Source organism: Glycomyces halotolerans, assembly GCF_054779575.1.
Window position 1 is genome coordinate 1 of record NZ_BAAGXZ010000026.1, and the last position, 19,702, is coordinate 19,702.

The window sequence follows — 19,702 nt, forward strand, 5'->3', positions numbered from 1 at the left end:
CGACCGGGCGCGGCCTCGCGCCGCTGCTGCGCGTCGGCCGCTTCGACGAGGAGGCCGACCTGCCGGCCCTGGTCGCGCTCCTCGACCGCGCGCACCTGCGCATCGACCCCGGCGCCGAGAGCGCGCTGCCGGGCCTGCTGCTGCGCGCGGTCGGCTCGGCCGCGCCGGGTCTGGTGCGCCTCCACGTCTACGATCCCGAGCAGCTCGGCCGGTCGCTGTCGGCGTTCGCGCCGCTCGGCAAAGCCGGGCTGCTGTCGTTCATCGGCCCCTCGGGGCTGCGCGAGGCCCTCGACGGCCTGGTCGACGACGTCCGACGCGTCAACGCCGAAGTCCTGGCCGGCGAGCACGCCTCCCTGGCCGACCTCGCGCGCGAATCCGGGGCCCGCCCCGAACCGTGGCGCGTCCTGGTCCTCCAGAGCGCCGAGGCGGACTCCTGGCCGGCCCACGAGCGGGCCCAACTGGGGCGACTGCTGCGCACCGGCGTCGGCGCCGGCGTCCACGTCGTCATCGTCGGCGACGGCGGCGGTGACCTCCCGGTCCTGACCGACCGCGCCTACACCGGCCTGCCCGGCGCCCCCCTCGTCCTCGACCCCGCCCCGCCGGCCGGGGCGATCACCGCCGCGGCCAAGACCATCGCCGCCGCCCACACCGCCGGCCGCGCCCCCGCCCGCCTGACCGACCTCCTCCCCGACCGCCTCTGGGCCGGCGACTCGGCCCGCGGCCTCGAAGCGGTCCTCGGCGAAGACCCCGCCGGAGCGCCCGTCCGCGTCGCCCTCGGCGACAACCCGCCGCACGCCCTGGTCGGCGGGCCCTCCGGTTCGGGCAAGACCAACCTCCTCTACGCCTGGATCGCCGGCCTGACCGCCGCCTACGGTCCCGACCAGCTCGAGCTCCACCTCCTCGACTTCAAAGAGGGCGTCTCCTTCGCCCGCTTCGCCGCCGGCCGGCGCGACCCGACCTGGCTGCCGCACGTCCGCCTCGTCGGCGTCAACATCAACGACGACCGCGAATTCGGGCTCGCGCTCCTGCGCCACCTCAAAGCCGAGCTGCGCCGCCGCGCCGAAGCGGCCAAAGCCCGCGAGGCCACCAAACTCGAAGAACTCCGCGACGCCGACCCGGCCGGGCACTGGCCGCGGATCGTCGCCGTCGTCGACGAGTTCCAAGTCCTCCTCGAAGGACGCGACGCCGTCAGCGACGAAGCGGTCGCCCTCCTCGACGACCTCGCCCGCCGCGGCCGCAGCCAAGGCATCCACCTCGTCCTCGCCTCCCAGGACATCGCCGGCATCGAAGCGCTCTGGGGCCGCCCCAGCCTCGTCGCCCAGTTCACCCTCCGCATCGCCCTGCCGGGGGCCCGCCGCGTCCTGGCCGACGACAACGCCGCCGCCGACACCCTCGACCGCCACCACGCGGTGGTCAACGACGAATCCGGCCACGAGCGCGCCAACCGGACCGTCGCCGTGCCCGCCGCCGGCCACGCCGGCACCTGGGCGCACCTCCAACGGCGACTGTGGGAACGACGCCCGGCCGACCTCCCGGCCCCGGCCCTGTTCGACGGCGACCACGTCCCAGCCCTGCCCGAGACGGCCCCGCCGCCGGAGACGGCCCTGGTCGGCCAGACCATCGACGTCGCCGCCCGCGGCGCCCACCTCGCCCTCCACCGCGCCCCCGGCCGCAACCTCGCCGTGGTCGGCACCCGGACCGGCGAAGCCGCCGACATCCTCGCCGCCGCCGCGCTCAGCGCCGCCCGCGCCCAGCACATCGCCGTCGACCTGTGCTGCCTCGACCCCGACGCCGCCGCCGGAGCGCTCGCCCTCGCCGCCGCCCTCGAAACGGCCGGCGCCGACGTCACCTGGCACGGCGGCCTCGCCGAAGCCTGCAAGGACTGGCCCGGCCGCGCCGACGGCGCCTTCCGCCTCAACCTGCTGTACGCCGTCGACGCCGGCTCGGCCCACAGCGACCCCGCCGAGCAGGCCGCGCTGCGGTCGATGCTCCTCGACGGCCCCGAACGCCACCTCCACACCATCGGATGGTGGCGGTCGGTGCCGCGACTGCGCGACGACCTCGGCGGCTACGCCGCCCGCTTCGACGCCATCGACGCCTGGCTCGCCCTCGACGTCCAAGGACCCGAACTCGCGCCCCTCTCACCGCAGCCCGGCGGCCCCGCCTGGTACCCGCGCGCCCGCCGCGGCCTCTACTTCGACCGCGCCCGCCACCGCCGCCCGACCGTCGTCATCCCCTACAAGTCGGACGCCCTGCTCACCCGCCCCGACGCCGTCCTCGACCGCGCCCGCACCTGAGAGCCGCCATGGAGACCGACTACCGGGCCGCCGTCGAAGCCCACCTGCGCGCAGCGGCCGCCACCGATGCCGACCTGCGCGCCGCCCACGAGGCCGACCGCGACGAGACCGCCGCGCTCGACCGCACCGTCGCCGAGGCCGGAGCCGAACGCGACCGCGCCGCCCGCGCCGCCGACGCCGCCGCCGAACTCGTCGCCGAAACCGACAAGGCCACCGCCGAACTGTGGAGCGCCCTGACCGGATTCGTCGGCCGCCGCCGCGCTGGCCCGGCCCCGACCGGCCCGGCCGGCTCCGGCGACCCCGACCAGGCCGAGGTCCGCTCGCGCCTGGCGCGCGCCGACCGGCTGCTGCGCCTCGCCCGCGACGGAGAACTGCCGATCGAGGCGCCCCGCCACACGGTCGTCACCGCGTGCCTGCTCGGCGCGGTGATCGGCGCGCTCGCGGTCGCCTCGGCGGCGTGGCTGCTCGGCCGCGGAGCGGCCGAGGGGTGGCGGCAGGCGGTGGCGGCCCTGGTCCTGTTCGGCGGCGTCGGCGCCGGCCCCCTCGTGCTGGGGGCGTGGCTGCCGTGGCAGTACCGGATCCGGCCCCGGCCCGGGCACGTGGTCGCGTGCGCGGGCGGAGCGCTGGCGGCCACCTGCGCGCTGGCGGGAGTGTTCCTACGGGGCGTGTGAGCGCGCGTTTGCCGCCATGGGGTACACCTTGATGCGTACTCGCACGCGAGAGGGCACCCGAGGAGACGCAATGGCGGGCATCGACGACACCAGTTCGTGGCATTACGGGCCTCTGCCGTCCACGGACGATGCGCCGGCCTGGATATACGGGATCTTCCCGGACGGCTGGATCGCCGGACTCCCGGAGGTGACCGCCGACCGCGACGAGATGATCGTCGTCTGCCCGCTCGCGACGCCCGACCACCCGCAGGACGCCACCGAATCCGACCGGGCCGCGACCGAGGAGGGCCGGATCTCCCGGTTCCGGGAGGCGACACGGGAGATGCGGGTCCAGATAGCGCAGCAGCTGCAGTACCGGTACCACCGGCAGGCGTCATGGGGGGCGCGGTGCGGAGGGACGACGATGGTGTTCACGCACCAGTCGATCCCGGTGACGACACGGCTGCGGCAGCCCGAGCGCCTGGTGCTGGACACCCTCGTCGGTTCCGGGGTGGCCTCCTCGCGCTCGGACGCGCTGGCGTGGTGCGTGCGGCTGGTCGAACAGCACGCCGAGGACTGGCTCAAGGAACTGCGCGAGGCGATGCTGAGCGTCGACGACCTGCGTCGCAGAGGCCCGGCGGTCTGAGCGGTCGCCGCCGTTCACGGCCACAGCGTCAGGACCGCGAGCACGGCGGCGAGGGCGACGGCGGCCAGGACGGCCGTACCGACGCCCCACGTCTTGATGCGCCGGCTCCTGGGCGCCTCTTGTTCTCTGCGATGGGCCATGGCCGCCTCCGTTGCTCGCTGCTCGGTGGGTATGGCCCGATCCTGATACAGACGCGTGCGCGGGGCGGGGAAACACGCGAATACGAGGCGGCCCGGCGGGGTAACCGCCCCGTGACGCCGCGATAACGCGCTCGTTCGATGCGCGAAACGGCTCTGTCGCGCTGCCATGGCGAGCCGCCCTCACGCCATGGTGATCGTTTATGATCGACTGAGCTCGAACAGTCGATAGATCTGCTCTGTTCGAGCAACTACAAACACGTTGTAGGAATCCTCAGGCGGAAGTACTGCTCAAGCGGCGATCGTTCGCGCATGACCGGCTGCGCGCAGTGGTGGGGTCACGTAGCGTGCGAGGTGCCGGCCCCGGCCGGTGAGCGTGCCCGCGGAACCGACCGCTGCCCTGAACCGAAGGAGCGACAGTGAGCACAGATTCAATGACCTCAACACCGATCACGGGGCTGACGAATCCGCCGACGCGCCACGAGCGCCTGCTCGCGTGGGTCGCCGACATCGCCGACCTGACCTGCCCGGACCAGGTCGTGTGGTGCGACGGCACGGACGCCGAATGGGAGCGGCTGACCGCCGAACTCGTCGCGTTCGGGACGCTGGTGCCGGTCGACGGCAAGCCGGACTCGTTCCTGGCGCGCACCGACCCGTCCGATGTGGCGCGCGTCGAGGAGCGGACCTTCATCTGCTCGGAGGACCCCGAGGACGCCGGTCCGACCAACAACTGGACCGCGCCGGACTACATGCGCGAGACGATGACCGAGCTGTACCGCGGGTGCATGCGGGGCCGCACGATGTACGTGGTGCCGTTCTGCATGGGCTCGCTCGAGGCCGAGCGGCCGATGTTCGGCGTCGAGCTGACCGATTCGGCCTACGTGGCCGCCAGCATGCACATCATGACCCGCATGGGCACCGAGGCGCTCGAGGCGATGGGCGAGGACGCCGAGTTCGTGCCGTGCCTGCACTCGGTCGGCAAGCCCCTCGAGCCCGGCGAGAGCGACGTGCCCTGGCCGTGCAACGACACCAAGTACATCTCCCACTTCCCGGCCGACCGCGAGATCTGGTCGTACGGGTCCGGCTACGGCGGCAACTCGCTGCTGGGCAAGAAGTGCTACGCGCTGCGCATCGCCTCGGTCATCGGCCGCGACGAGGGCTGGCTCGCCGAGCACATGCTCATCCTCCGCCTGACCAGCCCCGAAGGGAAGGTCTACCACGTGACCGGGGCGTTCCCGTCCTCGTGCGGGAAGACGAACCTGGCGATGCTCGAGCCGACCATCCCCGGCTGGAAGGTCGAGACGCTCGGCGACGACATCGCCTGGCTCCGCTTCGGTCCCGACGGGCGGCTGTGGGCCTCGAACCCGGAGTCGGGCTTCTTCGGCGTCGCCCCCGGCACCGGGTGGGACACCAACCCCAACGCCATGCGCACCATCGAGCGCGGCCACACCCTGTTCACCAACGTCGCGCTCACCGATGACGGCGACGTGTGGTGGGAGGGCGCCGGCGAGGCCCCCGACCGCGCCACCGACTGGCTCGGCCGGCCCTGGACCCCCGGCGGCGACGAACTCTCCAGCCACCCCAACAGCCGGTTCTGCACCCCGATCGAGCAGTGCCCGGTCCTGGCCGAGGCCTACGAGGACCCGCGCGGCGTGCCGATCGACGCGATCCTGTTCGGCGGACGCCGGGCGACGACGATCCCGCTGGTCACGCAGGCGCGCGACTGGGTGCACGGGGTCTACATGGGCGCGACGCTCTCCAGCGAGACGACCGCGGCCGCCGCCGGGCAGGTCGGCGTGGTGCGCCGCGACCCGATGGCGATGCTGCCGTTCATCGGCTACAACGCCGCCGACTACTTCGGGCACTGGATCGAGATGGGCAAGTCCGCGCTCGACGAGGCCCTCCTGCCGCAGGTGTTCTACGTCAACTGGTTCCGCCGTTCGAGCGACGGCCGGTTCCTGTGGCCCGGGTTCGGCGAGAACTCGCGGGTCCTCAAGTGGATCGTCGAGCGGCTCGAAGGCCGCGCCGACGCCGTGGACACGCCGGTCGGGTACTGCCCGACCCCCGAGTCGCTCGACACCGCCGGCCTCGAGCTCGAACCGGCCGACCTCAAGGCCGCGCTCGAAGTCGACCGCGACGAGTGGTCAGAGGAGATCCCGCTGGTCGAAGGCTGGTTCGCGCGCTTCGGCGACAAGCTGCCGACCGTGCTGTGGAGCGAGCTGGACGCGTTGAAGAACCGCCTCGAAGCGCGGTAGCGGCCCCCGCGGGCAACTGGGGCCGGGGCGCCGAACGCCCCGGCCTACAATTGCCTGTTGTGGCGATCTCGAATCTGCTCTACCGCCTCTACGAACGGCGACTCGCCCGCGAGCTGGCGGGGCGAGTCCTGCCGCGCCACATCGGCGTCATGGTCGACGGGAACCGCCGGTGGGCGCGCGACATGGGCTACACCGACCCCAACGACGGCCACCGCGCCGGCGCCAAGCACATCGAACGGTTCCTCACCTGGTGCGAGGAACTGGGCGTCGACCACGTGACGATCTACCTCCTGTCGACCGAGAACCTCTCACGGCCGGCCGAGCAGCTCGACCCGCTGCTGGACATCATCTGCGAACTGGCCGGAGAGCTGGCCGAACCCGCCCAGCCCTGGCAGGTCCGCATCGTCGGCGCCCTCGACCTGCTGCCGCCGGAGCACCAGGCGACCCTCAAAGCCGCCCAGCAGCGCACCACCGACAAAACGGGGGTCCGAGTCAATCTGGCCGTCTGCTACGGCGGGCAGCGCGAGATCGCCGACGCGGTCCGCTCGTTCATGCTCGAGCAGGCCCAGTCCGGCGCGAGCATCGAGGAGGCCGCCGAAGCGGTCGACGCCGCCTCGATCGCCCGGCACCTGTACATGACCGGCCAGCCCGACCCCGACCTGATGATCCGCACCTCCGGCGAGCAGCGCCTCTCGGGGTTCCTGCTGTGGCAGTCGGCGTACTCGGAGTTCTACTTCTGCGACTCGAACTGGCCCGACTTCCGCCGTGTCGACTTCCTGCGCGCGGTCCGCTCCTTCGCCACCCGCAACCGCCGCTACGGCCGCTAGCGGCCCGAGGTCAGCCGACGGTGACGCCCGCGTCGGTGAGCTCCTCGACGGCCTTCTCGGTCGACGCGGGGGCCACCCCGGCGGTGTAGTCGAGCAGCACGGTCGTCGCGAAGCCCTCGGCGGCCGCGTCCAGGGCCGTCGCCCGCACGCAGTGGTCGGTCGCGATGCCGACGATCTCGACCTCGTCGACGTCGCGGCCGCGCAGCCAGTCGGCCAGGCTGGTCTCGCCGGCCGAGCCCTCGAACCCCGAATAGGCCGCCTCGTAGGCGCCCTTGTCGAAGATCGCCTCGGCGAGGGTGTGGTCGAAGTCGGGGTGGAACTGCGATCCGGCGGTGCCGACCACGCAGTGGGGCGGCCACGACTCGCTGAAGTCCGGATCGGGCGAGAAGTGGCCGCCGGGGTCGATGTGCCAGTCGCGGGTGGCCACGACGTGGTCCCAGCGCCCCTCGGAGGCGTTGATGAGCTGCGTGACGTTGCGGGCCACGGCAGCCCCTCCGGCGACCGCGAGGGATCCGCCCTCACAGAAGTCGTTCTGCACGTCCACGACGATCAATGCCCGGGTCATGTTTCAAACTCTAGCGACGGGGAACGAGCCCGTACAGGGGTGGGATGGAAAAAGGGCCCGGGAGTCGCGACTCCCGGGCCCTGACGCGACCTTTAGTGCCCTCTGACCTCTTTGACCAGGTGGCCCCACTTCTCGTCGAACACCGGGCGCTCGGAGCGGATGCGCGGGAGCCGGTCGAAGTTGCGCAGCGGCGGCGGGCAGCTGGTGGCCCACTCCAGGGAGCCGCCGTAACCCCACGGGTCGTTGGTCTCGACCAGCCGCCCGGCCTTCCAGGACTTGAACAGGTTCCAGACGAACGGCAGCGTCGACAGGCCGAGGATGAACGCCCCGACCGTCGAGACCATGTTCAGGGCCGTGAACCCGTCACCGACCTGGTAGTCGGCGTAGCGGCGCGGGAAGCCCTCGTTGCCCAACCAGTGCTGCACCAGGAACGTGGTGTGGAAGCCGATGAACGTCAACCAGAAGTGCACCTTCGCGAGCCGCTCGTCGTACATGCGGCCGGCGACCTTCGGGAACCAGAAGTACACGCCGGCGAACACGGCGAACACGATCGTGCCGAACAGGACGTAGTGGAAGTGGGCGACCACGAAGTAGGAGTCCGAGACGTGGAAGTCGATCGGCGGGCTCGCCAGCAGCACGCCCGACAGGCCGCCGAGCAGGAACGTCACCAGGAAGCCGAGGCTGAACAGCATCGGCGCCTCGAACGTGAGCTGGCCCTTCCACATGGTGCCGATCCAGTTGAAGAACTTCACGCCGGTCGGCACCGCGATCAGGAACGTCATCAGCGAGAAGAACGGCAGCATGACCGAGCCGGTGGCGTACATGTGGTGGGCCCACACCGCCATCGACAGGCCGGCGATCGCCAGCGTCGCGGCCACCAGGGTCTTGTAGCCGAAGATCGGTTTGCGGCTGAAGACCGGGAAGATCTCGGAGACGATGCCGAAGAACGGCAGCGCCACGATGTAGACCTCGGGGTGGCCGAAGAACCAGAACAGGTGCTGCCACAGGATCGCCCCGCCGGTGTCGGGGTCGAACACCTGGGCGCCCATCTGCCGGTCGGCGACGACGGCGAACAGGGCCGCGGCCAGGATCGGGAACACCAGGATCATCAGCAGGCTGGTGATGAGGATGTTCCAGGTGAAGATCGGCATGCGGAACATGAGCATGCCCGGGGCGCGCATGGTCACGATCGTGGTGATCATGTTGACCGCGCCGAGGATGGTGCCCAGACCCGAGATCGCCAGGCCGACGAACCACATGTCGGCGCCGATCCCCGGCGAGTGGACCGCGTTCGACAGCGGCTGGTAGGCGAACCAGCCGAACGCCGCGGCCCCGCCGGGGGTGATGAAGCCGGCCACGGCCAGCGACGAGCCGAACAGGTAGAGCCAGTAGGCGTAGGCGTTGAGTCTGGGGAACGCCACGTCCGGGGCGCCGATCTGCAGCGGCACCAGGTAATTGCCGAAGGCGAACACGATCGGCGTGGCGAACATGAGCAGCATGATGGTGCCGTGCATCGTGAACAGCTGGTTGAACTGCTCCGACGAGACGATCTGGAGGCCGGGCTGGAACAGCTCGGCGCGGATCAGGAGGGCGAGGATCCCGCCGATGCCGAAGAACGCCATCGAGGTCACGAAGTACAGCAACCCGATCTGCTTGGCGTCGGTCGTGCGCAGGGTCCGGGCGAGCCAGGAACCCTTCGGCTCGCGGCGCACCGGCCAGGGACGCGCGACGATAGGCGTTGGTTCGACCTTAGGCTCAACCGTGGTCACCTGTGGGCCTCCAGATTCTCTTTCCAGGTAGCGATCGCAGAATAGTCCCTCACTCACTCGCATTCGCGGAGGGGCGAGCGCCATGGGGCGTGGCCCAGCGTGAGCGGCGGCGACACGTTCGGTCATCGTCGCAGGTAGTACGGGCGTTGTCCAAGGAGGGTCGAGGGCGTCGCGGTGGTCGCCGGGGGCGGTGGCCGCCGACTCGTGAGCAATCTCCTACGTCCCGTGCGAGGACGCGTCAGTTCCGAGCGTCGGGTTCGAGCGCGGCGTAGACGCGCTTGACCAGCAGCGCGGTCTCGTAGCCGACCTGGCCGAGGTCGCAGCCGGCGTTGGCCAGCACGGCCACCTGCGCCCGGTCGCCGACGGCCATGAGCAGCAGGACGCCCTCGTCCATGTCGATGACCGACTGGCGGATGCGGCCGGCGTCGAGGACCTTGGCCGCTCCGGTGGTCAGGCTGGCGAGCCCGGAGGTGATGGCGGCGAGCTGGTCGGCGCGGTCGGTCGTCAAGCCCTGGGAGGCGGCGATCGCCAGCCCGTCGACGGAGACGGTCAGGGCTTCGGACACGTCCGGGACCTTCTCCACGAAGGAGGTGAGGAGCCAGTCGAGTTCACCGACGTTGTTGTCCTTGGTATCCATCTCGCTGCTTTCTAGTTATCAACGGTGTTCTTGTTCCGAGGCCGCCGCGATACCCGAGGCGAAGCCGGTCAGACGGTCGCGGATCTCGGCAGGGTCGAGGTCGATGCCACCGGAGCCGGGCTTCGCGCCGGGGACCGAACCCGGCAGCAGCCGGGTCCCCGGAGCTCGCCGCGGTAGTTCCGTGCCGTTCGGACCTCCGGCGGTTTCGAGTGCTCTGTTCACCTTCCTGAAGGTAACATCCACTGACTCGCCGGAAGGTCCCGCAGTGGCGGGCTCCGTCCCAGCTACAGGCCGTGGTTCAGGCGTCACCCCGGCCTTGCGCGGCTTGGGGACGATCGGTTCGGCCGCGCCCTCGGCGGCCGCGTCGGCTCCGGTGCCGGTCATCGGGAGGTTGGCCGCGTGGGCCGACAGCGCCAGCCGCGCCGACGTGCCGCCGCCTCCCAGCGGCCCCATGTCGGTGTGCGCCTCGGCCTGCACCGACGCCGGCAGCCGGACCAGCGCGAGCGTGCCCTTGCCCATCGTCGAGTGCAGTTGGACGCTCACCGAGTGCTCGGCGGCGAGCCGGCCGACCACGAGCAGGCCCATGGTGGCGGTCAGCTCGGAGTTCAGCTGCGTCGGCTCGGCCAGGCGGCGGTTGATCGCCGACATCTGGTCGGGGTTGAGGCCGATGCCGTCGTCGGCGACCGACAGGACGATCTCCGAGCCCGAACGCCGGGAGGTGACCCTGACCTGCTGGGTCGGCGGCGAGTAGGAGGCGGCGTTGTCGAGCAGTTCGGACAGGATCCGGACCACGTCGCCGGCCGGTTTGGTCTCCAGCAGCGCCGAGACCTGGTTGTCGACCATGACCCGGCCGGCGCCCTCGATCTCGCCGACCGCGTCGCGGATGATCGTGGCGATGTCGGTGGGCCGGTCGTAGCGCCGCTGCGGGTCGCCGCCGGCGAGCAGCAGCAGGTTCTCCTCGTTGCGGCGCATGCGGGACAGCAGGTGGTAGACGCTGCGCCATTCCTCGGGGATGTGCTCGGTCGAGCCCGAGTCGTCGACCAGCGACTCCATGACCTGCTGCTGGCGGCGGATGAGGCTCTGCCCGCGGCGGGCGAGGGTCTTCATCATCGCCTCGACGTCGATGCGCAGCAGCGCCTGGTTCGCCGTCTGCCGCAGCGCCTGGTGGTGGGCGGCGCTGAAGGCCTCGGCGAGGCTGTCGAGCTCGTCGGAGTAGCGGGCGTCGGTGGCGATGACCGTCTGCTTCTTGGCGTTCTGCAGCAGCCGGTCGACCTCGTCGGCGTTGGAGGCCTGGGAGACGGCCGCGACGGTCTTGGGCAGGGTGTCGTAGGCGGCCGTCAGCGTCGCCTCGCGGACGCCGTCGACGCGGAGGCTGATGCGGCGGGCGAGCATGGCCGCCGAGATGATCGCCGTCATCGCCAGGATGATGATGAGCGCGAACGTGGTCAGCAGCGTCCGCGTCGAGGAGTCGCGCAGGTTGGCGACGTCGGCGTTCATGATCTCCAGGGCCCGGGACTGGGTCTGGTGGAGGCTGCCGACGACCGCGCCCTGGGCGGCCGAGAACTCCGCGGGGGTGATGTCGGGGATGTCGCCGGAGAGGTAGACCGTCAGCGCCTGGCGGGCGGTGGTCGCCTCGGGGGAGCGTGCGCCCTCGGCGTAGACGTCGGCGACCTCCGAGGAGGCGCTGGCCTGGAAGTCGATGATCTGGCGGTCGAAGTTGCCGGACAGGTAGGCGGCGCTGTAGAGCGCCGACCGATCGACTTGGATCTGCTCGGACGCGGTCTGGACGGCCAGGTCGGCGGTGACTCGGAAGCGGATCTCGGCGGCGAGGCGTCCGGCCTGCATCGACGAGGCCAGCGCGTCCATCTGGGCGGAGATGCCGGCGTCGTTGACGAGGTTCGGCAGCAGCGAGGCCAGGCCGACCAGTTCGTCGGCGATGGCGGGGTAGATCGACAGGGATGCCTCGACCGCCTGGTCGCCGAAGCCGGCCTCGCCGGAGGCGAGGAGGTCGAGTCCTCGGCGGGCGGGTGCGAACTGGTCGATGAGCACCAGGAGCTTGTCGATGCGTCCGACCAGTTGGGGGAAGCGGTCGCGGGCGGCTTCGGCCGAGACTTCGAGGTCGGCGATGGCTTCGTCGGTGGTGTCGCGCGCTTGTTCGACGTCGAGGTTCTCGCTCTGGCCGGTCAGGGCCGCTTCGAGGAGGGGGCTGCCTTCGTTCTGGTGGCCGTCGAGGACTTGGGCGAGGTCGTCGGCGAGGTCGGCGAGTACTTCGGCGTCGGTGGCGTTCTGGTAGCCGCCCCATACGTGGACGGCGTGGAAGAGGCCCAGGACGAGCATGCCCATGAGCGCGGCGGCGATCGGCAGCATGAGCTGCATCCGGATCGGGAGACGACTGGTGCGCTGCCGGGCTTTACGGGACATCGGGGGAGTCCTTTCTCGGGCGACGAACCGCGCTGCGGTAAGGCTCACACTATCTGCGCTTGTAGTGGGGGTGGGCTCGGGCATGGGGCCTCATCCGACCAGCGGGCGACCTTCGGGATAACGGTACAGCCGCTGCCGGGTGCGGATCGCCAGGGAGGTCGCGAACAGCACCGGGCCGATCCGGCCACCGTACATGAGGACAATGGACACGGCTTTGGACGGGCCGGAGAGGTCGGCGGTGATGCCGGTCGATTGTCCTACGGTCGCGCCGGCGCTGGTGGCCTCGAACATGATGTGCACCAGGTCGATGTGGGGTTCGAACATTTGGAGTAGGAACACGCCGGTGGCGATGAAGGCGACGTAGACGAGTGCGACGCTGAGGGCTTGGCGGATGACCGCTTCGCTGAGGCGGGTGCGGAAGGCTGAGGCGTCGGGTTCGCCGCGTACTTCGGACCAGATGACCCATAGCAGGACGAAGAAGGTCGTGACTTTGATGCCGCCGGCGGTGGAGGCCGAGCCGCCGCCGATGAACATGAGGACGATGGCGACGAGCATGGAGTGGGATTGGAGTTGGCCGACTTCGATGGAGTTGAAGCCGGTGGAGCGGGGCATGACGGCTTGGAAGGTGGCGGGGAGGAGTTTGTCGTGCCAGGCGAAGGGGCCGAGGGTGGCGGGGTTGGACCATTCGAAGAGCAGGAAGAGGAAGAATCCGGCGGCGAAGAGGATGGTGGTGCCGGTGAGGGTCATTTTGGTGTGCAGGGTCCATTTGCGGTGGCCCCAGTTGCGGCGGGCGAGTTCGAAGAGCACCGGCATGCCGAGGCCGCCGATGATGGCGGCGATGGTGATCGGTCCGATGATGAGGGGGTCGTGGACGAAGTTCTCCATGGAGTTGGAGAAGAGGCTGAATCCGCCGGAGTTGAAGGCGCTGATGCCGTGGAAGAGGCCTTGCCAGATGGCGCTGAAGCGGCCGTAGCCGTAGCCGAAGTAGAACCGCAGGGCGAGCAGGGTCGCGGTGATGAGTTCGACGGTGGCCATGACGAGGACGGCTCTGAGGAGGACGCCTTTGACGTCGCCCATGTTGATGGCGCGGTTGGTTTCGGCTTGGGCCATGAGTCGGGAGCGCAGGCCGAGGCGTTTGCTGACGATGAGGCCGAGGAATGCGGCGCTGGCCATGATGCCGAGGCCGCCGATCTGCATGGCGATCATGAGGACGCCTTCGCCGAAGACGGTCCAGTGGGTGCCGGTGTCGAGGGTGACCAGTCCGGTGACGGTGATGGCGGAGGTGCCGATGTAGAGGGCGTCGATGAAGCCGGTCTCGCCGGGGTCGGCCAGGGAGATGGGGAGGAGGAGCAGGGCGGTGGTGATGGCGATGGCGATGGCGAATCCGGCCGGGACGAGGCGGACCGGGTGGCGGGTGAACCAGTTGAAGAAGTTGCTCATCGTCAGGTGGTGGCGGCGAACGCCTCGACCTTTTTGGTGCTGCCGGAGACGATGAGGGTGTCGCCTTCGGCGATGACGGTCTCGGGGGTGGCGTAGGTGAAGTCTTCTCCGGTTTTTTTGATGCCGACGACGGTGACGCCGTATTTGGAGCGCAGCCGGGATTCGCCCAGGGCCCGGTCGATCGCTTCGGCGGGGGCGCGGGTCTTGACGATCGCGAAGCCGTCGTCGAATTCGATGAAGTCCATCATCTTGCCGCTGACGAGGTGGGCCACGCGTTCGCCCATGGCCGCTTCGGGGTAGACGACGTGGTGGGCGCCGGTGCGGTGGAGGATCTGGCCGTGCTTGGCGTTGATGGCCTTGGCCCAGATCTCGCGGACTCCGGATTCCTCGCAGGCCAGGACGGTCAGGACGCTCGCTTCGATGTCGGTGCCGATGGCGACGACGACGTGGTCGAATTCGCCGACGCCGAGCTGGTTCAGCACGCCGGTGTCGGTGGAGTCGGCCTGGACGACGTGGGTGAGGGTCTCGGAGTAGCGCTGCACGATGTCGGCGCGCTCGTCGATCGCGAGGACTTCGTGGCCCATGCGGGTGAGGGAGTGGGCGACGGCCGAGCCGAAGCGGCCCAGGCCGATGACGGCCACGGCCTCTCCGGGCGCGACCTCGTCCCTGCCGAAGAGGTTCATCGCGGGTCCTCCCAGCGAAATGGTGTTGACACGCTGATTGATTCTGCCACTGACGGTCGGTGACGGCACGTCATACCACGCTGGGGACCGGCCGGGTGCGGGCATGAAAAGAGGGGGGCGGCCCTAAACCCCTCATGACCGCCCCCCTCGAACACCCCTAACACTCTCCAAGGATGGAGGAGATTCAAATTCTACTCCGACAGCACTGCCCGAAGGAAGTCTTGTGTGCGCACTTCTTTCGGATCGGAGAACATCTTCTCGGGGGAGTCCTCTTCGACGATGACGCCCTGGTCGAACATCATCACCCGGTTGGACACGTCGCGCGCGAAGCCCATCTCGTGGGTGACGATGAGCATGGTGATGCTGGTGGAGTCGGCGATGTCGCGCAGGACGCCGAGCACGTCGTTCACCAGCTCGGGGTCGAGCGCCGAGGTGACCTCGTCCAGCAGCAGGATGTCGGGGTCCATCGCCAGCGCGCGGGCGATGGCCACGCGCTGCTGCTGCCCGCCGGAGAGCTGGCTGGGGTAGCCGTCGATCTTGTCGGACAGGCCGACCAGTTCCAGCAGGTCCTTGGCCTTGGCCTCGGCCTCGTCCTTGGACCGTTTGAGGGTGTGGACCTGCGCTTCGGTGATGTTGCGCAGCACCTTCATGTTCGGGAAGAGGTTGAACTGCTGGAACACCATGCCGACCTTGCGGCGGCGGTGCCTGAGGTAGCGCTCGGAGGCGACGTGGAGCTTGTCGCCCCGCTTCATGTGGGAGTAGGGCTCGCCCTCGACCCAGATGACGCCGCCGTTCTTCTCGGGGTGCTTGACCGGAGTGACGTGCTCGAGTGTCATGAGCAGCCGCAGGATCGTGGTCTTCCCCGAACCGGAGGGTCCGATGAGCGTCACGCGCTCGCCGGGGTCGATGTCGAAGCTCAGCTGCTTCAGCACTTCGAGGTCGCCGAAGGACTTGTTGACCCTGTCGAAGCGGATGATGGGCTCGTTAATAGTGGGACTTGGCAAGGCGAATCTCCAATCTCCTCATCGCGACCGCCACCGGGTAGGAGGCTGCGAGGAACAGCAGGCCCGCGATGGTGTAACCCTCGAGGGCGCCGGCGTAGTTCAGGCCCTGGTACTTCTGGACCTGGGCGATCATCTCGAGGACGCCGATCGCGAACAGGACCGGCACTTCCTTGAACATGGCGATGATCCAGTTCGCGACCGCCGCGGTCGAGCGCCGCATCATCTGCGGCAGGATCACCGCGAACCAGGTTCGGTGGGTCGGCAGGCTCAGCGCCGTCGCGGCCTCCCACTGGCCGGCCGGGATCGCTTCGATGCCGGCGCGGTAGGACTCGGAGGTGTAGGAGGCGTAGTGGATTCCCAGCACCGCGGAGCCGACCGCGAACGCGCTCCAGTCGGGGTTGATGTAGAGGCTGGTCGCGTACCAGACGAACAGGACCTGCACCAGCAGCGGCGTGTTGCGGACGAACTGCATGACCCAGCTGACCGGGCGCCGGACCCAGACCGGTGCGACCTGCTCGACGATCGCGATCAGCAGGCCGAGCGCCACCGCGATGATGCCGGCGACGGCGGTGACCTTCAGGACCGTCCAGAAGCCCTGCAGGACTATCGGGAAGATCTCGGCGGCGATTTCGTTGTTCCAGCCGTTCACTGCTCGTCACCTCCTCGCTTCGTTCCGGCGGTGGGTTCTTCGATGACGCCGCCGAGGGCTTCGGCGGACGGTTCGACGTCGCGCTTGCTGGGTTTGCCTTGGCCGAGTCCGCGTTTGGCGCGGCGTTCGAGGGCTCGCATGCCGGTCCAGATGAGCCAGGCGAGCACGAAGTAGATCACGAGGATGACCGTGAAGTGCGGCAGCGGGCTCTGGCCGGGCTGGCCGCCGAGGATGTCGGCGCGGAAGGTGATGTCGGCGATGCCCACCATGGAGACCAGTGCGCTGGCTTTGAGCAGCATGATCGCGAATGAGCTCAGCGACGGGATCATCTCCGGCCAGGCCTGGGGGATGACGACCAGGCGCATCTTCTGGAAATTGGTGAATCCGAGTGCGGTGCACGCCTCGAGTTGACCTTTGGGGACCGCTCCGATGGCGCCGCGCACGACTTCGGACGAGTAGGCGCCGTAGTTGAGGCCGAGGGCGACGATGCCGACGAGGATCGCGTAGTCGAACTGGATGCCGAGGATGACCGGCATCGCGTAGGCGAACCAGAACAGCTGGACGACCACCGAAGATCCGCGGATCAGTTCGACGAAGGCCCGTGCCGGGGTGCGCACCACCAGGTGCTTGGAGCTGGTCGCCAGCCCCAGCGTGAAGGCGACCACCAGCGCCAGCGCCGACGCCGCCACGGTGACCTGGATGGTCACCAGTAGCGGGTCGGCGTAGCCGGGGAGGGAGTCTATGACTCTCGACCAGTCCATGTGGTCGGCTCCGCTTACTGGTAATTGCCGCCGCAGAGTTCCTCGGCGGTGAGGTCCTCCGGCGGGAAGTGGAGCTCCTGGGTGAAACCGAACTCGCTGACGAGGCTCTCCCACTGCGCGGGGTCGTCGAGGAGCTTGGCGAGTTCCTCGTTGAGCGCGTCGCGGAAGGCGGTGTCGGCGGGGCGGAAGACGGCGGCGCCGGCGCCGATGATCTCCTCGCCGTTCTCGTCGACGGGGTAGAAGCCCTCGGTGGTCTCCAGTTCGTCGTCGGCTTCGGCTTCGAGCTGGAGGTTCATCTGGGTGAGGGCGATCGCGTCGGCGCGGCCGGCCTTGAGTTCGAGGATCAGGGCCGAGAGGTCCTCTTGGACGTTGATGCGGTCGGAGGGCATGCCGATGGCTTCGACATTGGAGTGCTCGGTGGTGCCGTTCATGACGCCGATGACGGCGCTGTCGTGTTCGGCGACCGAGTTGATGTCGGTGAGGCCGAGGGGGTTGCCGGCGAGCACCAGGAGGGTGTCGGGCATGACGTAGTCGGGTTCGGCGAAGGCCACTTGCTCGCAGCGTTCGGGGTTGATGAACATGCCGGCGATGACCATGTCGTGGTTGGTGCCGAGTCCGGGGATGAGGCTGCCCCACTCGGTCTGCTTCCATTCGATCTGGTCGGCGCCGATGCCCAGCTGTTCGAGCAGGTAGGTGTGGGTGGCCACGGACTGTCCGGTGACCGAGCCGTCTTCGGCGGTGTAGGCGTAGGGGTTCTCGTTGGCGTAGGCGACGCGGATGGTGCCGCCCTCTTGGGCCTGCTCCAGCAGCCCGCCGCCTTCGCCGTCGCCGTTGCCGCCCCCGCCGGTCTGGGAGCAGGCTCCCAGGGCCAGTGCGGCGGCGCCGCTCGATGCGCCGAGCATGAGGTGGCGGCGGTTCAGTTTCAAATTGTCAGACACGGTGGTCTCCTCCAGAAACTTTCTCGTGTTCATTGCCGACCCTAGCGGTCTACTGTAAGTTTGTCGACAATCCGATGATTGACGTTCGGTAACGAAATCGTCGGAGTACCACGTTATTGCAGGGTTCCCCGAAAGTGCGGCTTTGAACCGAGAGCGCTTCGGACGTGGCGCTAAGATGCTGAGCAGTACTCATAGAAGGAGAGAGACGGCAGTGTCGGATCGCAGGAGCGGGTCCTTGAGCACGCGTCAGGTGGGGCGGCTGGCGCCGGTGCGGCGGACCTCGACGGTGGACCTCATCGCCGACACCATCCGCAGCGCGATCGTCGACGGAGCGCTGCCGCCGGGCGCGCCTCTGGGCGAGGCCGAGCTGGCCTATCAGCTCGGCGTCAGCCGGGGACCGCTGCGCGAGGCGATGCAGCGGCTGTGCGCCGAGGGACTCCTGGTGATTCCGAGACGGCGGGGCCTGGCGGTGCGCACGATGACCGCCGACGACGTCCGCGACATCCACTGGCTGCGCACCCGCATCGAGTCCGAACTGGGCAGGCGGGTGGCGGCCCTGCCTGCGGCCGAGCGCAAACCGGTCTTCAAGGCGCTCTCGTCCGAGCTCAAGCGGATGCAGAAGGCGCTCAGGGCCGACGACGCGCGCGGTCTCGGCGACGCCTACCTGGACTTCCACCGCGTGCTCGCCTCCGGCTCCGGTTCGGAGCGGCTCGAGCGGATGGTGCGCACGCTCCTGATCGAGACGCGACTGTGCACCTTCTCGATGTACGAGCACTTCGAGGTGCACCGCGACCTGGTCGCCGAGCACGTCGCGATCCTCACCGCCCTCTCCGACGGCGACACCGACGGCTACTGCGATCTGCTTGCCGCGCACCTCCAGGCGGAGGTGCGGCGGCTCCTGGCCGAACCCACCGAGTCCAAAGAGGATGAGACCGAGCGCCTGCTGGCCGAGACGCCCGACGTGCCGCAGCCGCTGGACCGCCTCGACCTGCCCGACAGCGTCTGAGGCCGCTGAGCGTCCAGTCGCCTCTCGACCGCATCGGTGGCCGACAGAGCGCCTACTTCGCCCGGTCGGACCGAGCGGCACGCGAGACGGGCCCCGCCGGTCGCCCGGCGGAGCCCGCAAGCCCGTGCGGCGGCGTCACTCGATGAAGCCGCCGGCCTCACTGTCGCAGATCAGCCACTTGCCGTCCTCTTTGACCATGTCGAGGCTCATGGTCGAATCCAGGGGGAAACTGCCGAGCTCGCCCATGTTCATCTCACCGGTGACCTCCACATCGACCACCGCGGTGTCGCCCTCCTCGGACGATCCGGTGATCGTGTAGTCCATGGTCACCTCCATCTCCTCCATGGCGGCGGCGTACTCCTCGCCGAGGTCCGCGGAGCTGTAGCCCTCCAAAGCGGTGTCGATCTCCGACTGCGCCTCCTCACAGAAGAACGGGCGCACATCGTCGGCGATCGACTCGAGGTCGGACATGCCGCCCGACTCCAAGGCGGAGGCGGAGACCTCCATGTACTTCTCCACCACGTCCTCCGGCGAGTCCGACGCCGAAGGAGCACCGCTGCCGCCGCCGCCCATCTGCCAGACCAGCAGGCCGATCGCGGCCACCAGGACCACCGCGCCGGCCGCGACGCCGATGATGAGACCGGCCTTCGACTTCTGCGGCGCCGGAGGCAGTCCCCCGGGACCGCCGTAGCCCGGCTGCTGCCCGTAGCCGGGCTGCTGGCCGTAACCCGGCTGCTGCCCATAGCCGGGCTGCTGCCCGTAGCCCGGCTGCTGCCCGTAACCCGGCTGTTGCCCATAGCCCGGTTGCTGTCCATAGCCGGGCTGCTGGCCGTAACCGGGTTGCTGCCCGTACCCGGGCTGCTGCGGCGAATAGCCCCCGGGCTGCCCACCTTGGGGCGGTTGCTGATTCGGGTCGAAACCCGGCTGCTGCGGCGGGTAAGCCATGATGGTTCCTCAGGTCTGTGGTGTTTCGTCGCGTCAGGCTAGCACGCGAGCGGTGTCCCGACGTGCCCCGAG

The 19,702-nt window shown here is 69.5% G+C and carries 18 protein-coding genes; 6 read left to right on the forward strand and 12 right to left on the reverse strand.

Annotated elements, in window-relative coordinates; translation table 11 throughout:
* From ACYVL2_RS17600 to ACYVL2_RS17610, 3 genes are all read left to right on the forward strand, one after another.
* Positions 1-2,297 (forward strand): FtsK/SpoIIIE domain-containing protein (locus ACYVL2_RS17600; protein ID WP_460545724.1); only part of this gene is annotated, 2,297 nt, incomplete at its 5' end.
* Positions 2,298-2,305: 8 nt separating this feature from the next.
* Complete coding sequence (locus ACYVL2_RS17605) at positions 2,306-2,968, forward strand: hypothetical protein (protein WP_460545726.1); 663 nt, start codon at positions 2,306-2,308, stop codon at positions 2,966-2,968.
* 70 nt (positions 2,969-3,038) lie between these two features.
* Positions 3,039-3,593, forward strand: coding sequence for a hypothetical protein (locus ACYVL2_RS17610; protein WP_460545728.1), 555 nt, complete (start codon positions 3,039-3,041; stop codon positions 3,591-3,593).
* 14 nt (positions 3,594-3,607) lie between these two features.
* On the opposite strand, the gene ACYVL2_RS17615 is transcribed toward ACYVL2_RS17610, so the two are convergent.
* Complete coding sequence (locus tag ACYVL2_RS17615) at positions 3,608-3,733, reverse strand: hypothetical protein (RefSeq protein ID WP_460545730.1); 126 nt, start codon at positions 3,731-3,733, stop codon at positions 3,608-3,610.
* A 431-nt stretch (positions 3,734-4,164) separates the two neighbouring features.
* On the opposite strand from ACYVL2_RS17615, the gene ACYVL2_RS17620 reads away from it, so the two are divergent.
* Together ACYVL2_RS17620 and ACYVL2_RS17625 are read left to right on the forward strand one after the other, a co-directional pair.
* Positions 4,165-5,985, forward strand: a complete 1,821-nt coding sequence (locus tag ACYVL2_RS17620; RefSeq protein WP_460545819.1) for a phosphoenolpyruvate carboxykinase (GTP) — start codon at positions 4,165-4,167, stop codon at positions 5,983-5,985.
* Between the two features lie 59 nt (positions 5,986-6,044).
* Positions 6,045-6,812, forward strand: a complete 768-nt coding sequence (locus ACYVL2_RS17625) for an undecaprenyl diphosphate synthase family protein (RefSeq protein ID WP_460545731.1) — start codon at positions 6,045-6,047, stop codon at positions 6,810-6,812.
* A 10-nt stretch (positions 6,813-6,822) separates the two neighbouring features.
* On the opposite strand, the gene ACYVL2_RS17630 is transcribed toward ACYVL2_RS17625, so the two are convergent.
* The 10 genes from ACYVL2_RS17630 to ACYVL2_RS17675 form a co-directional block, all read right to left on the reverse strand.
* Positions 6,823-7,377: a cysteine hydrolase family protein gene (locus tag ACYVL2_RS17630; protein ID WP_460545733.1), complete on the reverse strand. Its 555-nt coding sequence runs from the start codon at positions 7,375-7,377 to the stop codon at positions 6,823-6,825.
* A gap of 92 nt (positions 7,378-7,469) precedes the next feature.
* Complete coding sequence (ctaD, locus tag ACYVL2_RS17635; RefSeq protein ID WP_460545735.1) at positions 7,470-9,146, reverse strand: aa3-type cytochrome oxidase subunit I; 1,677 nt, start codon at positions 9,144-9,146, stop codon at positions 7,470-7,472.
* Positions 9,147-9,384: 238 nt separating this feature from the next.
* Positions 9,385-9,783, reverse strand: coding sequence for a roadblock/LC7 domain-containing protein (locus ACYVL2_RS17640; RefSeq protein ID WP_460545737.1), 399 nt, complete (start codon positions 9,781-9,783; stop codon positions 9,385-9,387).
* Between the two features lie 18 nt (positions 9,784-9,801).
* Positions 9,802-12,204 carry an ATP-binding protein gene (locus ACYVL2_RS17645; RefSeq protein WP_460545739.1) on the reverse strand — a complete coding sequence of 801 codons (2,403 nt, stop codon included), beginning with the start codon at positions 12,202-12,204 and terminating at the stop codon, positions 9,802-9,804.
* A 90-nt stretch (positions 12,205-12,294) separates the two neighbouring features.
* A complete protein-coding gene (locus ACYVL2_RS17650; RefSeq protein ID WP_460545741.1) occupies positions 12,295-13,644 on the reverse strand; it encodes a TrkH family potassium uptake protein in 1,350 nt (449 codons plus the stop codon).
* Between the two features lie 2 nt (positions 13,645-13,646).
* A complete protein-coding gene (locus ACYVL2_RS17655; RefSeq protein ID WP_460545743.1) occupies positions 13,647-14,327 on the reverse strand; it encodes a potassium channel family protein in 681 nt (226 codons plus the stop codon).
* Positions 14,328-14,518: 191 nt separating this feature from the next.
* Positions 14,519-15,331 (reverse strand): amino acid ABC transporter ATP-binding protein, encoded by an 813-nt coding sequence (locus ACYVL2_RS17660; protein ID WP_460545745.1) that lies wholly within the window; start codon positions 15,329-15,331, stop codon positions 14,519-14,521.
* On the reverse strand, positions 15,312-15,980 hold the full coding sequence (locus tag ACYVL2_RS17665) for an amino acid ABC transporter permease (protein ID WP_460545747.1): 669 nt from the start codon (positions 15,978-15,980) through the stop codon (positions 15,312-15,314). Before ACYVL2_RS17665 ends, ACYVL2_RS17660 begins: the two co-directional genes overlap by 20 nt.
* Entirely contained in the window at positions 15,977-16,741 is a 765-nt protein-coding gene (ehuC, locus tag ACYVL2_RS17670) for an amino acid ABC transporter permease (protein WP_460545748.1), read from the reverse strand. The genes ACYVL2_RS17665 and ehuC overlap by 4 nt, the downstream gene beginning before the upstream one ends.
* 14 nt (positions 16,742-16,755) lie before the next feature.
* Positions 16,756-17,679: a type 2 periplasmic-binding domain-containing protein gene (locus tag ACYVL2_RS17675; protein WP_460545750.1), complete on the reverse strand. Its 924-nt coding sequence runs from the start codon at positions 17,677-17,679 to the stop codon at positions 16,756-16,758.
* A 235-nt stretch (positions 17,680-17,914) separates the two neighbouring features.
* Here ACYVL2_RS17675 and ACYVL2_RS17680 point away from each other — a divergent pair, with 235 nt between their 5' ends.
* Positions 17,915-18,685, forward strand: a complete 771-nt coding sequence (locus ACYVL2_RS17680; RefSeq protein WP_460545753.1) for a GntR family transcriptional regulator — start codon at positions 17,915-17,917, stop codon at positions 18,683-18,685.
* 135 nt (positions 18,686-18,820) lie between these two features.
* Here ACYVL2_RS17680 and ACYVL2_RS17685 read toward each other — a convergent pair whose 3' ends face one another.
* On the reverse strand, positions 18,821-19,630 hold the full coding sequence (locus tag ACYVL2_RS17685; protein ID WP_460545756.1) for a nuclear transport factor 2 family protein: 810 nt from the start codon (positions 19,628-19,630) through the stop codon (positions 18,821-18,823).
* Between the last annotated feature and the right edge of the window lie 72 nt (positions 19,631-19,702).